Genomic DNA, 15950 nt, shown 5'->3' with positions numbered 1-15950 from the left:
TTCCACTATCTGAACTATATGATTTATTTAAATGTTTTTGCATCGGCTTATTTCAATTTCACGTGCAAAAAAATTGTTCAGAGCTGCTCCAGGGGAGCAATAGCTTTGTAGAAAAAATGGGAGCAGAGATTGTGTGTTCCAGCGGAGCACAACCCTATCGGAGAAGTTTATTCGGGCAGTTTGAAAATGTATTGTTCTTCATATGGAATATCAAAGCGTTTTAACAATTGTTTATATTCAACTAAAAACGATTTCTCCTGATGATGTTCTTTTTGGTTTAAGATATACTTCACCACCTTGTCAACCTCCGACCGGCTATGGCTGAAAGCCCCATATCCATGTTGCCACTGAAATTTGCCGATGGTTAAATTCTCTTTGTTTACCCATTCGGATGAATCGCTTTTTACCACTTTCATTAAATCGGAAATGGATTGTTTGGGGTTTAAACCAATAAACAGATGCATATGATCGGGCATGTTATTTATGGCTATCATCTTATGTCCATTGTTTTGAACAATTGCGGTCATATAAAGCCTTAAGCGTTCGTCCCAATCTTCATTAAGTAATCCGGCGCGGTATTTAACAGCAAATACAAAATGGATGTAGAGTTGTGTATAGGTATTGTTGACAGACATAGCGGGTAATATTCAATAAGTCGAGCTCCTCTGGAGCTCTAAAATCAAATTTATATTTTTTTCTACAAAGCTGCTGCTCCTCTGGAGCAGAGTTCCGCATTATTTATAAAAATTCTACAAAGATGCTGCTCCCCCGGAGCAGGAACGCAACATCATTCAGAGCTGCTCCAGCGGAGCAAAAGCTTTGTAGGAAAAGAATGACAACGACGTTTTGTGCTCCAGAGGAGCACCACTATTCAATGTGCTTATTCGGGCTGTTTAAAATCTTTCTACACAGCTTTTGCTCCTCTGGAGCAGGAACTACGCATTATTCATAAAAATTCTACAAAGCGGCTGCTCCTCCGGAGCACGAGCGCTGTATTATTCATAAAAATTCCACTTGTTTAAATACATTCCACCATCTGAACTATACGATTTATTTAAATGTTTTTGCATCGGCTTATTTCAATTCCACGTGCAAAAATGATTCAGAGTTGCTCCAGAGGAGCAAAAGCTTTGTAGACAGACAACGAGGTGTCTTGTGCTCCAGAGGAGCACCACCTTCAATATGCTTATTCAGGACGATCTTTCTACAAAGCTGCTACTTCGCTGGAGCAGGAACTACGCATATTATTTTCTACAAAGCTGCTGCTCCTCTGGAGCAGGAACCCGGCACTATTTATAAAAACCTTGTTTACTTATGTTCCACCACCTGGATTATTCCATTTCACGTGCAAAAAAATGATTCACTATCCTTAGATTTACGCCCCCACTGAACCAAAATGAAGAGAATTGTACTTATACTTTTAGCAGTTACTGCGGCTATTATAGCAGCAATATATTTAATAATCCCGTCTACCTTAACAATTAATAACCAGGTTAACATTGATGCATCTGACGCTATCGCTGCTAAGTTTTTAACCCACCGGGAACACTGGGAAAAATGGTGGCCCGGCGCCAGGATCAATAATAGCCGGTTTGATTACGAGGGCATCCATTTTTATATCAGCGAAACCACCAACGGCGGAGCACATGTTACTTTGCAAAAGGGCAAATTAAAACTCAATAGCGAGATCAGTTATCTGGCTGATGATTTTGCTGTGAAAATAACCTGGCACACTAAACTACAAAATAGCCTTAATCCTGTTCAAAGGGTTAAAAATTATTTAAACACCCAGGCTCTTAAAGCCAAAACAACCGAGATTTTAAAGCACCTCCAATCATTTTTGGAGGATGAGAAAAAAGCATATGGTTATAAAATTTATATAGAAAAAATAAAAGATCACGCATTGCTTACTGCCATCACAAGCTCTGTTAACTATCCGGATGTGCAAACGATTTACGAAACAGTTAACAGCCTAAAGTTACAGGCTAAAACTAAAGGCGCCACATTAACCAATTTTCCTATGCTTAATGTTACAAAAGTTGATAATAAGGAGTACCAGGTTACTGTTGCTCTGCCTATCAATAAAAATATTAAGCCAAATCAAAAATCATTAATTAATAACCTGGTAGCTGGCGGCAATTTGTTGGTAGCCGAGGTAAAAGGAGGCCCCAATACGATAAATGATGCTTTTAGCGCGGTTAAAGCTTACATGAAAGACCATAATTTAACAGCGCCGGCCATGCCTTTTGAATCATTGATCACCGACAGAGCTGTTGAAAAAGACACATCGAAATGGGTGACCAAAATATACGCCCCTATTTTTTAATCCTGAAAACTATTTGGTAACCAGCATTACCTTACCATCATAAGTAACAATAATATAATCTGTTGATCCGGCCCGTTTTATGGTTGAAATATATGGTAGTTCCTGGAAATTAAAGGCCGCGTTAATCAGATATCCGGGGGACGAAAACTGTTTTTGCTGTTTGTTATAATGCAAACCAACCAAACCCAAAGCATCATATTTACCTTCGTAAGGTACAACACCCCAAAAGTTGCCATTAAGCAGTACATCCCCTGTTTTATCATCTGCCTGGACAATAGACCGGATGGGGGCCTGTTGGTACAGGTATGGCAACTCTTTAAATGTAGCAGCATGCAATACATCGCTCACAAAAATGCTATTAAACTGGTTTGCACTTAAGCGGTTATTATCATCCAGTTTATCTTTAAAGATCTCGGACGTGGTTTTATCGGCCATTTTTTGATAACTGAGCCACTCTTTTTTCAGATAAGGCAGTTCCTGTTCCAGGTCATTCTTTGGTCTGAAAGGATAATATTGTCCCTTAATAAAATAGGATAATATAAAATCATTTTTTCCATCTTTATCCAGGTCGGTATTGTAAGCATACAGCGATTGATCTGCTGTTACATTATATTTATTGTTTGTACCCCAGTTACCTGCCACCAGGTCGGCTTTACCATCACCATCCATATCCGTAATTAATGCCGATTGCCACCAGCCCTTTTCATTATCCAACACCCCGGAAGAAAATTTATTGAGTTTTTTGCCATCATTTAAAAAGATCTGAATAGGCTGCCACTCGGCAGTTATTACCAGGTCGACCTTGCCGTTATGGTCAATATCAGCTTTGGTGACGCTGGTTATGTATTGAATAGCTGTAATTTCGGCATAGGTCTTATCATGGCTAACGTCGAAATTACCATTACCTTTATTTATCAAAATAACTGATGGTACTTTAGCAGTATAATCTTTATATGATGTGCTTCCTGTTAATAATATATCGTTCAACCCATCTCCATTAAAATCAAACACAGCAATTTTTGAGGTTTGATTAGCAATTTTTGGCAGCGCCTTATACTCAAACTGAAAATTTCCTTTATTGATGTATAAACGCGGCGGCAATTTTTTGTCATCATCCAAAAACGGGTGATTGGCGCTAATGATAACCAGATCGGGCTTGCCATCATTATTTACATCGGTCCAAACTGCCTGCTCATCCCCATATTCGTTAAACTTTTCAAATCCGGCCACTTTTACCTTATCGTACCCTCCAGCCTTATTTCCGGCAAGCAGGTATCTATTCTCGCCTGTAAAGCCACCTACGTAAATATCATCATAGCCATCTCCATTAACATCGGCCACTGCAATAGCGGGGGTATGCAACAAATAGGTATGCGGCAACAACGAATAATAATTAAAGTCGGGCGTATCAAAAGTTTTTACACTGGCCAAAAGTTTAGCCTGCACAGGTTTATAATCAAATTGCTTTTTATTGCTGATGAAAGCATCTATTACTGATGAAATATTATCCGCCGACTGTACCTGTTTACGATCATAAGTGATTGTTGTTTTTGCACCTGGTTTAAAATTCTTTACTATCTGCCAGCTATTATCGGGCCATACCACTAAAAGTTCAGCAGGTTTATCGCCAGGTAAAAAGGTAAAAATCAGCTCGTTACTCAGATTGCTTTCATAAGCATTACTGGTTTGAATTTCCTGGTGATCAAGCTGGTTGCCCGATTTAAGGAAAAATTTAGTCCCAATACCATCCGGATTAACTTTGATATACTTAGCAGCGTACTTTAAATAGCCCGGCTTATCATCCTTCCGGATTTCCATAGTGGTATTTTTATACAGGTAAGCCGGCTCATCCATGTTATTGGTTACTATTTCCAGGTCGCCATCGTTATCCAGGTCGACCGCTACCGAGCCCGCAGAGATTGACGGCTTTTGCATATCATTTGTAAATGAAGCATCGGTAAACTTAAGCAGATCATCACCGTGATAAAAAAAGTTGTGCACCGCGCCATCGGGCATCATGTTGATCTTATCTTTATCAAAAACACGGCTGGTTTTATACTCCTGCATTACACCCGGATTGCCCAGGTATTTAAGATAATCCATATCATTGAGCCGCTTTTTTATCCCGTTGGAGAAGAAAAGATCCTTGCGGCCATCCATATCAAAGTCCTGCACCAGGGGCGACCATGTCCAATCGGTAGCTGATACGCCGCTGTATAAACTCATGTCAACAAACTTGCTCCCGTTTGCTACATTTAACTGCAGGCAGTTTTTTGAATACTGGTAATAATAACCCGCGTTAACTTCCTGGTTATAAATATCCAATGGCTCGTCATTTATGGTTGATCGTAATGCTTTAATATCCTCGGGCAGCATATCTGTGGTGAGCACATCCAAATGACCATCTTTATTGATATCGCTGATAGCATTCCCCATGGAAAACAGACTGGTATGGCCAAAGGCGCTTTTAAGCTGTTCTTTAAAAGTACCATCGTGCTGGTTGATGTAATAATAATCCTGTTCAAAAAAATCGTTACTTACATAAATATCATCCCAGCCATCATTGTTCAGATCGCCGATACTGAGGCCAAGTCCGTAGCCTATGGGGGCGCTATAAATACCCGACTTTTGGGTAACATCTGTAAAATGCCCGCCATCGTTGCGGAAAAGGTGATCGCCGGCATCATGGCTGTATTTAAATCTTAAGGTGGAATCGCCATAAGTATCGTTGCTATGTACAGAAGATGTAAGCAGGAACATATCCAGATCGCCATCCTTATCATAATCAAAAAACGAAACCTGTGTTGACAGACCTGCAAAATCGAGCCCATATTTGGCAGCGCTTTCTGTAAAGGTAAGATTGCCGTTGTTGATGTATAGTTGATTTTTGCCCTTAAATGTTTTATAGCCCGATACTGCAGATACATAAATATCCTTTAAGCCATCGCCATTGATATCAACTACAGTAACACCTGTTTTCCAGTTGCCTGTACCGGCAAGACCTGCTTTAGCCGTTATGTCCTCAAACTTTAAACCGCCTTTATTTAAATAAAACTTGTTTTCGCCCTGGTTTGATACAAAATACAGATCCTGTAGCCCATCGTTATTAAAATCGGCCGCGGCTACGCCTGCGCCGTTGTAGAAATACAGGTAATCTAAAATATTTACAGAATCTGATACAATATTTTTGTTTACAAAGCCTATTCCTGTTTCATCTGCAGATAGTAATTTAAAAGCCCCATCGCCGGTCTTTTTAGGTTTGCAGGCACCCAGGCAAATAATCCCGATAAAAAACAGGAAGCAAAGCAATTTCATCGGTACAGGTATATATTTTGTAAGTAGCGACATCTTTAATATTAACGTAATTTATATGCTTTAAGCGGTTGGTCATTAATACCAAACAGGTAATACTTGCTGCCCGTTGCATTTTTGATGATTAATGACGACCGCACCTGTCCGTTTAAATCAAATCCTGTTTTTGAGGAAGGAAAATAGCTAAACCCATTTTTACTATATTGATAAACCAGCCCATGGCTTGCATCAAGCCGGCCAATTTCTGGTTTAAAGCCGTAAAAGTTACCCCCTAAAATTATTTTAACATTGCCTGTATTATCAATATCATCACATAAAATAGTGTTAACCATTGAAAGCTGTGCCTCGGCCGGTAAAAGCTTACAGGTAAACTTTTTACCATTATTTAAAAATACTGCCGAAGTCAAAAAATTCATCTCATGTGTTTCGGCACCCGCGAGCATGTCGCTTGTAAAAACTTCGTTAAAAGGTTTCCCTGCGTAATCTATATATTGCAAAAAGCGCTTCTTCAATATTGGCAGCTGACCAACAAGATCGGGCTTCATATGAAAAACATAACTTACGTTATCGCTTCTGTACATTGATGTAACACATTCCTTTGTACCGTTGTTATCAAAGTCTTTCACATAAATTTCCATAGGCTCGGTAAACGATGCCCTGAACTTGGAATTTAAGCCTATGTTGCCGCCAATAATATCTAAATTTCCATCACCATTAACATCGGCAATTTCAAGACTGCTCCACCAGCCTTTGTAATTGGCCAGCTGTTTGTCTTCGGTAAATTTCCCTTTAAAATTTTTAAAGATCCTGATGCCCATCCAGTTACCGGCAACTACCAGGTCGGGATTACCGTCTTTATCTAAATCGGCCCATTGGGCGGCGGTAACCATACCCAGCCTGGTATTTGCGCCCAACACCTGTGCGGATACATCCGTAAAGTGCCCCTTGCCATCATTATGAAAAACATATGATTTTGCCGAACATCCATAAAGGCCGGGAACGCTCCTGCCGCCAATGAACAGATCGGGGTGGCCATCGCCATCATAATCGCATGATAAGATGACTGATGCATTAACAGCGGCATGTAACGTTTTATCTGCATTACGATGGAAATTACCTTTACCATCGTTCTCATAAAACCGTGGATTATAAACTGGAGTTTCGGCTTCATCGGCATTACCGCCAACACCAATGATCAGGTCCTGGTCGCCATCACCGTCAAAGTCGCCAAATACGGCACCTGCGTTTTCAAGATACTCTTGTTTCTTAAAATCATCGGGGATGGTTTGTTTAAACCTGCCATCTTTTTGTTGTATGTAGATAGCAGCAAAGCTATTTTTTGAGCTGCCGAAATAAAAATCAGTTAATCCGTCATTATTCACATCACCCTTAGCCATATAGGGGTTTTCGGTTGATAACATCTGCAGCATCAGGCGTTCATTATCAAAATCAATAAAATCGTCTTCTTTGTGCCTTGGGATGCTATCAAAAATAGATTTGGTTACATCAGCAAATTGCGGTTTTACAACAGCCTTGTTCCAGTTGTAATTAAGTTTTGCGTCGGTTTGTTTTAATGTATAAACTTTATCGCCTTTAACATTTTGTAAAAGCTGGTATTTACCACCCGGCCAAATGATCTGTAAAGAATCTACCTGTTTATATTTACCTATACCAATGGTAAGTAAATTGGGCGAAGTACAGCTTTGAAAACCACGGGTAGGCTGGTTATAATAAATAAGCGCGCTGCCTTTCATAAAAACCTTAATAGTTGTACCTACCCCAAAGCTATTTAAACCGCTGCCCTTTAATTTTAATTGGATGTGGTGGTTGCCATTCTTTTCGGCATTGTTTTTATAAACGTAAACGGGTGAGTTTACGTTATTAACCACCAGGTCGTTATCACCATCATTATCCAGATCGGCATAGGTGGAGCCATTACTGAATGACGGTTTATCCAAACCAAAATCGGCCGATTTGTTGGTGAATGTCAGGTTATGGTTATTTAAATAGGCATAGTTTGATACCGGGGTCGATTGCATTTTATCGGTAAAATCTTTAAAATCAAACTTGTTGCGCCCTTCGGCTATTTTGGCCATATTATCGCGGTTGCCCAAAAACTCAATATAATCCTGGTCGGTAAGGTCTTTGTAAATCCCGTTTGATACAAAAATATCTTTCCAGCCATCGTTATCCATATCAAACATCAGCGCCCCCCAGCTCCAGTCGGTAGCCGCTATTCCCGAATAAAAAGCCGTTTCTGAAAATGTGCCATCGCCATTATTTACCTGCAGGCAATTTTGCATATACTGGTTATAATAACCATCCCGCTGTTTTGCTTTAATCACATCGTACGATTCAAAGGAGCTCATTTTTTTAAGGCGTTTATCTCCTTCGGGCAGCATCTCGGTAGTAAAAATATCATACTGCCCGTCGTTATTGATATCGGCAATGTCAGATCCCATGGAAGCGAGGCTAAGGTGACCTGTTTCATTTTGGATATCTTCTTTAAAAGTGCCGTTCTTTTGGTTAATGTATAAGTAATCGCGCTCAAAAAAATCATTGGAAACATAGATATCCGGGTAGCCATCCTGGTTGATATCAGCAACAGAAACGCCTAAGCCAAAGCCTATATCGCTGGAATATATGCCCGCCTGTTTAGTTACGTTGGCAAAATGTCCGCCGTCGTTACGATAAAGGCGTGCGCCACCTAACTCATCAACCACAGACCTTAAATCCTTATTAAAATCAAATGAGCCTATCGGCCTGAAAGAGTTATTTAATACAAAGCAATCCAGGTCGCCATCGTTATCATAGTCAAAAAATATGGCCTGGGTTGATAAACCGTTATCTACCAGGCCATATTTTTCGGATTCTTCTTTAAACGTACCATCGTGCTGGTTTATAAATAATTCGTTCCCTTTTTCTTTGCCGCGGGCATTACCGCTGTGGCATACATAAATATCAAGCCAGCCATCGCCGTTAATATCAACCATGGTAGCGCCCGTACTCCAGTATTTGGTACCCTTTACCCCTGCTTTAGCAGTCACGTTTTCAAACTTCCAGTTGCCTTTGTTAATATAAAGCTGGTTGCCCCCCATGTTCGAGGTAAGGTAAACATCGTTAAGTCCATCATTATTTATATCGCCAATAGCTACCCCGCCCCCGTTGTAGTAATTACGATATGTAAATACGTTGGTACGGTTCTGGTCGTTTAACTGGTTTATAAAGTTTATACCTAAATCGTCATTTGATTGTAGCGAAAACAAAGTTGGCTTATGGCCACCATTACAGGCGCACAACATTACGCCAATAGTTAAAACAAAAAAGGCAGATCGTTTAAAAAGTATCATACGCACTTATAAAAAACAAACGTAGCGGAAAATTACCCGCTACGTTCTCTTCAATCAAATAAATCTCAATATATTAATAACCTGCGTTTTGTTTAAGGTTAGGGTTAGTATCCACAGCACGTTGTGGGATAGGATACAATGTTCTTATTTTATCGGTTTTGTTAGGGCGCTGATCAACCGGATCATTAAATTTCTCAAAACGGATCAGGTCATTTCTTCTCCATCCTTCGTAATAAAGCTCACGGCCTCTTTCGGCAAGCATAACGGTAGCGTCAACAGATGATAGAGCACTGGCACCACGAGGTACACGTAACAAGTTTACAATTGCTAATGGTGTTTGTCCGTTTGGATCGGTACCGCCGCGCATAATAGCTTCGGCCTTTTCAAGTAACACATCCGCGTACCGCAAAATTACGTAGTCGTTAGATGAGTTATCATCATTAACTGTATTGTTTGCAGACGGCTGAGGGAAGTATTTAAACACCCTGATACCCTGAGCTTCGGTAGAGAAGTTAAGATCCACTTCGGGGGTAAATATTAGTGGTTTACCACTGCGCTGGGTTAAAACCTTACCATTGGGGCCATATTGTTGCCCAATGGCAAAACCCGCTCTTAAACCAACTTTATCAGTTAAGCCTGGGTACGCAACGCCGCGGCGTTCATCAGTTGCTTCAAATGAGTTGTAAAAATCGGCAAGTGTAGTAAAGCCGTTCCAGCCATCAGGTGTTTGGTTATAATGTAAACCCATTCTCCAGCGGTTTTTTGCAGAACCCGGGGCATTTGTTGTTGTATTGTATATACCAAAAATATTTTCGTGAGATTGTTCCGAATTATCCCATGCAAAATCCTGGAAGTATTTACCGGCAGGTTCAAGAGAATAACCCGCTGCGGTAATTTTATTGGCATATTCAATAACCTTATCCATATCTGCCTTTGCAAACGTGAAAGGGCCACCTACAGTAGCAGAAGTATACACCGCCTTATTCAGATACACTTTTGCTAACAGAGCCTCTGCCGCTATCTTGTTAGCAACGCCGATGTTAGCAGATGTTGCAGGAAGATTTGTTTCGGCATACTCAAGGTCTTTTATAATAAAAGCAGTAGCTTCTGCACGGCTCATAACAGTCGGGATAGATGAGGAAGGCAAATTAGGGTCGCGGAATGGTGCCTGGCCGTAAAGGTCAACAACCTGAAACATAAAGTAAGCACGCAAAAAGCTTGCCTGGGCTTTAATACTAATATCCGATGCTTTAGTAAAAACCTGAGTTGCACGGAATACACCTATGTTTAACTGATCCCAGGTATCATTAACCTGATTGTGCGTTGGTGTCCAGGTGTGCGTATGTAACTTACGCCAAGTACCAAAGTCTCCCCAGTCTGTACCACGGGTTGGACCCATCATTTCGTCTGTAGGGTGCTCTTGTAAAGCGTAAGTATTTGCCTGATCGGACTGTCCATTTAACTGTGAGTAAACACCTCCAAGCTCGGCGGCACCTGCACCAGCCGAGGTTATGGATTTTGAGCCATAAAGTTTCTCATCCAATTTTGCGCAACCTGCAGCGGTCATTAAAACAATGCTACATATAGTTACTCGTGAGATTATATTTTTCATTTTCGTAATTTTAAAAACTTGCGTTTATGCCTAAGGTGAATATCCTTGATTTCGGATACGAGGTATAATCTATACCTTTTGAAGCCACATCGGACCTCTGTTTGTCGGTGTTAACTTCCGGGTCTAAACCAGAATAGTTGGTTATAAGAAATAAGTTTTGACCTGTTAAAGATGCCCTTAAGGATTTAATTTTGCTGCCTCTAAGCGGGAAAGTATAACCAATTGTAGCGTTGCTTAATCTTAAAAAATCGCCTTTTTCAAGAAAGCGGGTTGATACTTCACCTGAGTTAAGCGGATTTTCGTTAGATGCTGCTACATCCTTAGTTACGTTACGGCCGCTTACAAGGTTGCCTTTGTAAAAGAAAGCATTAGCAGTGTTATTGTAAATATAAAAACCGGTTGCGCCATTAAGGAAGAAACTAAGGTTAAAGTTTTTATAAGTAAAATTATTAGTTAAGCTCGCTGTAAACTTAGGGTTTGGACTACCTTGTAACGTTGAAACATCGATACCTTGTGGGTAGATGGAAAATCCATTAGCATCTAAACCTGCGTAGTTCGGTACGTTAAATGTGTACAGTGGCTGGCCATTGGTTATAAGTTGCGCATATGCGCCTGACAAACCCTGTCCGTCGATATTTCCTGTAACTATATAGTTATGAAAGTTTTTTAAGGTATTTTTAATAAAGGTCATGTTGTAACCAATGTCCCAGGTAAACTTACCCTGAACTGCAGCAAAGTTTAAACCAACCTCAATACCTTTATTGATAACATCTCCGTCCAGGTTTCTATATATTTTGGGAGAGTTAGTGGGCTGTGCAATATCCTGGTAAAATAACAGATCGCTGATTGATTTATTAAAATAATCTACCGAGCCTGTTAGCCGGCTTTTTATGATCGAAAAATCAATACCGGCACCATAAGTTGTATTGGCCTGCCATTTCAGATCGAGGTTTTGCTGATATATTTGTGGATTGGCGCCATGATAATCAAGTTGGCTTACAGCCAGTGACGCATAAGATGGAATTTCCTGGTTACCGGTTTTACCGAAGTTTAACCTTAAACTCAAATCATCAAAGAAACCTTCTTTCGGCATAAAACTTTCGCTGGTCACACGCCATTTAGCCGCAAGAGCGGGGAAATTCCCATATTTATGATTTGCTCCAAAGCGAGACGATCCATCCCGTCTGATTGTTCCTGTCAGGATATAACGATCTTTGTAAGAGTAATTAACACGCGCAAAGTATGATTGTAACTTATAGCTTGAGCTATCACCCACCGGATAAGCCAGGTGAGTTTTAAAATCGTTATAGTTTTTAACTAATACACCTGTTTGTGAAGTACCAAAACCAAATTCGTTACGGCTAAAGTTTTTGAAAGTTTGATATGAATAACCTGCTAAAGCGGTAATTGTACTATTATTGTTAAACTTCTTCTCATAGTTTAAAGTATGCTCTGTAGTGTAATTGGTAAGCTTGTTATACTGATAAATAGCTGTTCCATTACCTGTTGGAGACGGGAAGTTTTGATTCCGGATACCAATCGCATCTGTGTAACCAATAACCTTGGGATCGTAAAAAGTTTTCCTTAAACCTCTTGATATATCTGCACCAAAATTTCCTTTGTATGACAAGCCTTCAAATAGTCGCAAAGTCATGGTGAGGTTATTCAAATAACGGTTAATGTTATCCCTGTCATCTATTTGGTTTAACAGTGATACCGGGTTTCTGAAACTGTTGCCTGTTGGAAATCCGGCATCGTTATAACCATTTAAATTAAACAATCTGCCCTGGGCATCATATACAGGAGCAGTCGGGTTCAATTGTATGGCTGCACCTACTAAACTACCGTTAAAACCGGCATTATTTGTAATAGGGGCAAACTGATCTTTTACGTTTGAATAAGTTGATTGCAGATCAAACTTAAGCCTGCTATTAAAAAACGATTGAGAAGCATTAATACGCGCGTTAAGGCGTTTTAATGAGGAGTTTTTTACGGTACCTTGCTGGTCATCATAACCTAAAGAAGCACGGTAACTACCAGTGTTATTTGCTCCACCAAACCCAAGGTTATAGGCTTGCGATATAGCAGTACGGAAAATCTGATCCTGCCAATCGGTATTGCCTCCGTAATCCACACCGCCACTTGATGAAGGACCCGCGTTGGCCCCAACACTTGCAACTGCTTTTAAGAAAGCATCACGCCCCAGCACATCGTAACGTTTTGCTATACTTGCCACACTGGTGTTGGCAGAAAACTGAATTCCCTGACCTTTACGACCTTTACGCGTAGTAATTAAAATTACGCCATTCGCACCCCGCGCACCATAAATAGCAGCTGATGAAGCGTCTTTTAATACCGAAATATTCTCAATATCAGCAGGGTTAATAAAAGCCAGCGGGTTACGCGCCGATGAGCTACCGGCGCCAACGCCGTAACCACCACTCGTACCACTATTGTCTATTGGTATACCATCTACCACATAAAGCGGGTTATCATTTGAGCGGATAGATCCCGCACCACGTATAGCAATAGTAGCACCAGCGCCAGGCTCACCGCTTGATGGGGTTACCTGTACACCGGCTATACGGCCTTGCAGTAATTGGTCTGGTGTTGCTATAACACCTTTATTGAAATCTTTGGGGCTTAATGACGCTACAGAACCCGTTGCGTCACGTACACGCTGGGTACCGTAGCCTATTACAACTACTTCATTTAAAGCTTTACTTGATACTTCAATAGCAACGTTAACAATTGTGCGATTATCAATATTAACTGTTTGGCTTATGTAACCAAGATAGGTGAATGATAAAGAGGGAGCGTTTCCGGGAACCGAAATACGATATTCGCCTTCGGCATTGGTTATAGTACCTCCCGGTGCGGTTACTGATGTTTTTACTGTAACCCCTATTAATGGGGATCCATCCTTTTTGTCGGTTACTTTACCTGTAATGATCTTATTTTGGGCCATAACGGTCCCCGAAAAAAGAAAAATAACAGCAAAGAAACATACGTTGAGTAGGTGTTTAAATTGCATAATTACTGAGATTTAGTTGAACTGGTTTTATTAACTGGTTTAGTTTTAAAGCTAAATACTATAGGTACCAAACAGTCCACACGCCCTTCATCTGTTCATATTTTTGATTGAGATAATCAAAAAACATAGGCATAAATAGTTACAGTAAACACCTCCAATTAATACCGGAATAAAGAAGTTTAACAGGAAATAATTTTAAAGTAACAGGTAGTTGAATGTATGGTTTATAATATCACACCTTAAAATCCAATGCAATTTAGATATAATAGAGGTAGAAAAACACCTAATAAGTGCAATAAGGCCGTTTAAAGGTTTCTTTTAACGATTATATAAAAATTTATTGAGTTTTTAAAACACAAGTAAATGAAAATCAGATACTTATATTTTTTTAATATCAAAAAAATATAAGTATTTTTTACATTTTATAGTACTTTTTTAACCTAAAAGCAATTCAAAACCATTACTTTTAGAGCCTTGAGGAATAAAAAAAGCAGTTCAAAATTCAATTAAAATCAAATGCTTTAATATTCATGATACGTTGTTCAAACTGCTCGGGATGTAAAGATTTTGCCTTTATCCGCATTTTATAAACATAAATAGTATTTACAGAATACTCCAGTATTTTGGCAATTGTATCATTATCTGTAATACCCATTCTAATTAAGGCAAATATGCGCAGATCGGTATTTAACACTTCATCCTCCTGCGGCCACGTTTGATCCTTTTCATCAAACAGGGTATTAAAAACAGCAATAAAATTTGGGAAGATCTTAACAAAGATGTGGTCAAAACTATAATAAAGGTTCTCTCTTTCCTTTTTAATATCAATACCACTTATGAGGGTATGAATAGTATCGTACTTTTTCATAGAAAGCTTGGCATCTATGGATATTTTTAATTTCTCGAGCTTTAATATATATCCGGAAATGGCTTTAAAAAACTGGCCAATATATTCTTCTTTAATTTTAGCGTCTTCAATAAGCTTTCCATTGATTTCGTTTAACTGCGCATTTTTACTCTCAATTATCCGCTCCTTTATTTTTAACTTATTAAGCTGTTTAAATATCATTACCAGGAAAAACACCACCAGCAATGCCAGCGCGGTTATTACGATCAGGAATGCCAGGAACTTATTTTTTTGATGCTCGGAATTATTAAGCTCAGCGGCGGCAATTAACGGTAAAATTGAGCCAATCTGCATCTTTCGTTGCCGTGCTCCATAAAAATCAGCATCCTCTTGTGCCAGTTGTATAAAGCTGTAAGCATCTTTTATATTGCCATTTTTATATAACAAATCGGCCACGGTATAAAGTGCTACAGTTTCTTTTGTTGATGATTTGATATCGGCTATAGCTGACTGGATCATGAAATTAAGTCCTTCTTGCTGCTGCTGGTTGTTCTCTAAATAAATCATACCCAGYGAACAGGAAACCATTGCCCGTAAGTGCATGGTTATAGGCATGTTTTTTTCAAGCAGTTTGTTGAACCATACTTTACCTTCCTCATATTTTTTTTCTTGTTGCTTTTCCAGGCCAAGCAAATAATAACGGCTTATATAGTCGGTACCACAAAAAGATATAGCCGAATCGGTAAACGTGTTACCGGCTTCAATATAGCTTGGCGTAAAATATTTATCGTTGCTGTAATTAGCCAAATCATAATTACACCTGCCTAAAAAAACATAGTAATCTATTTTAGCCGGATTGTCTAATACCTTTACATCCACTTTATTCAGAAAATAAAAAGCTTCATGAAACATGCCCGACGATAACAAAATGAAAGCCATTTTTACATAACTATAATACTCCCTGGGTTTATTGCCCGTAAGTTTACTTACCGCTATCATTTTGTCGACATAAACATAAGCCGAATCAAACTGGTAAGATTTGTATTCGCTGTATAGCTTGTTCCAGGTATAAAAGTTACCATCATAGTCTGTTTTTGATAGCCTGGATTGATACAGTTTTAACTTTCGTATTCTATACTCTTTATTATTATCATAAACATTTTTTTTGGCTATCTCATTTTTCAACTCATCAATCAAATTGTCTGTAACATTTAATGCAGATACCGAAAAGCTTGTTAATAAAAAAAACAGGCAGAAGTAATATTTCATTTTGTAGATACTCAATAATGTTATACAGTAAAATAGTTATTTAACAGCAAGCCGCTTTAAGCATATTACAAAATACGACTTCACAAAAAAACCGTCCCAATCAATCGCAAATGACTAAGTTGTTTTTGTTTTTATCATAAAATTTAATTGCTGGTTTATATTCTCAAATATATACAATAGTGCAAATGTTATTTAACACC

General features: G+C 39.2%; 7 protein-coding genes. 1 reads left to right on the top strand and 6 read right to left on the bottom strand.

Features of this window, described 5'->3' with window-relative positions; genetic code table 11:
• Positions 1-167 precede the first annotated feature (167 nt).
• Positions 168-635 carry an IS200/IS605 family transposase gene (gene tnpA / locus AC1DO4_RS26480; protein WP_477420771.1) on the bottom strand — a complete coding sequence of 156 codons (468 nt, stop codon included), beginning with the start codon at positions 633-635 and terminating at the stop codon, positions 168-170.
• Positions 636-1396: 761 nt separating this feature from the next.
• Here tnpA and AC1DO4_RS26475 point away from each other — a divergent pair.
• Entirely contained in the window at positions 1397-2326 is a 930-nt protein-coding gene (locus AC1DO4_RS26475) for a GyrI-like domain-containing protein (RefSeq protein ID WP_477420770.1), read from the top strand.
• A 9-nt stretch (positions 2327-2335) separates the two neighbouring features.
• On the opposite strand, the gene AC1DO4_RS26470 is transcribed toward AC1DO4_RS26475, so the two are convergent.
• The 5 genes from AC1DO4_RS26470 to AC1DO4_RS26450 all read right to left on the bottom strand — a co-directional run bounded on the left by AC1DO4_RS26470 (position 2336) and on the right by AC1DO4_RS26450 (position 15750).
• Entirely contained in the window at positions 2336-5674 is a 3339-nt protein-coding gene (locus AC1DO4_RS26470) for an FG-GAP repeat domain-containing protein (RefSeq protein ID WP_477420769.1), read from the bottom strand.
• Positions 5675-5682: 8 nt separating this feature from the next.
• Positions 5683-8988 (bottom strand): VCBS repeat-containing protein, encoded by a 3306-nt coding sequence (locus AC1DO4_RS26465; RefSeq protein WP_477420768.1) that lies wholly within the window; start codon positions 8986-8988, stop codon positions 5683-5685.
• Positions 8989-9061: 73 nt separating this feature from the next.
• Complete coding sequence (locus tag AC1DO4_RS26460) at positions 9062-10600, bottom strand: RagB/SusD family nutrient uptake outer membrane protein (RefSeq protein ID WP_477420767.1); 1539 nt, start codon at positions 10598-10600, stop codon at positions 9062-9064.
• Positions 10601-10610: 10 nt separating this feature from the next.
• Positions 10611-13634 carry a SusC/RagA family TonB-linked outer membrane protein gene (locus AC1DO4_RS26455; RefSeq protein WP_477420766.1) on the bottom strand — a complete coding sequence of 1008 codons (3024 nt, stop codon included), beginning with the start codon at positions 13632-13634 and terminating at the stop codon, positions 10611-10613.
• 502 nt (positions 13635-14136) lie between these two features.
• On the bottom strand, positions 14137-15750 hold the full coding sequence (locus AC1DO4_RS26450) for a DUF6377 domain-containing protein (RefSeq protein ID WP_477420765.1): 1614 nt from the start codon (positions 15748-15750) through the stop codon (positions 14137-14139).
• Positions 15751-15950 lie beyond the last annotated feature (200 nt).

The organism is Mucilaginibacter sp. P5_A6 (assembly GCF_056400585.1).
The sequence above is the reverse complement of the archived record's forward strand: the minus strand, read 5'-3'. Positions and strand labels throughout refer to the sequence as shown.

Excerpts from the sequence above, each read along its gene's own strand:
- tnpA (WP_477420771.1), bottom strand. The coding sequence starts at position 635 with ATGTCTGTCAACAATACCTATACACAACTCTACATCCATTTTGTATTT.
- AC1DO4_RS26465 (WP_477420768.1), bottom strand. The coding sequence starts at position 8,988 with ATGATACTTTTTAAACGATCTGCCTTTTTTGTTTTAACTATTGGCGTA.
- AC1DO4_RS26460 (WP_477420767.1), bottom strand. The coding sequence starts at position 10,600 with ATGAAAAATATAATCTCACGAGTAACTATATGTAGCATTGTTTTAATG.
- AC1DO4_RS26475 (WP_477420770.1), top strand. The coding sequence starts at position 1,397 with ATGAAGAGAATTGTACTTATACTTTTAGCAGTTACTGCGGCTATTATA.
- AC1DO4_RS26470 (WP_477420769.1), bottom strand. The coding sequence starts at position 5,674 with ATGTCGCTACTTACAAAATATATACCTGTACCGATGAAATTGCTTTGC.
- AC1DO4_RS26455 (WP_477420766.1), bottom strand. The coding sequence starts at position 13,634 with ATGCAATTTAAACACCTACTCAACGTATGTTTCTTTGCTGTTATTTTT.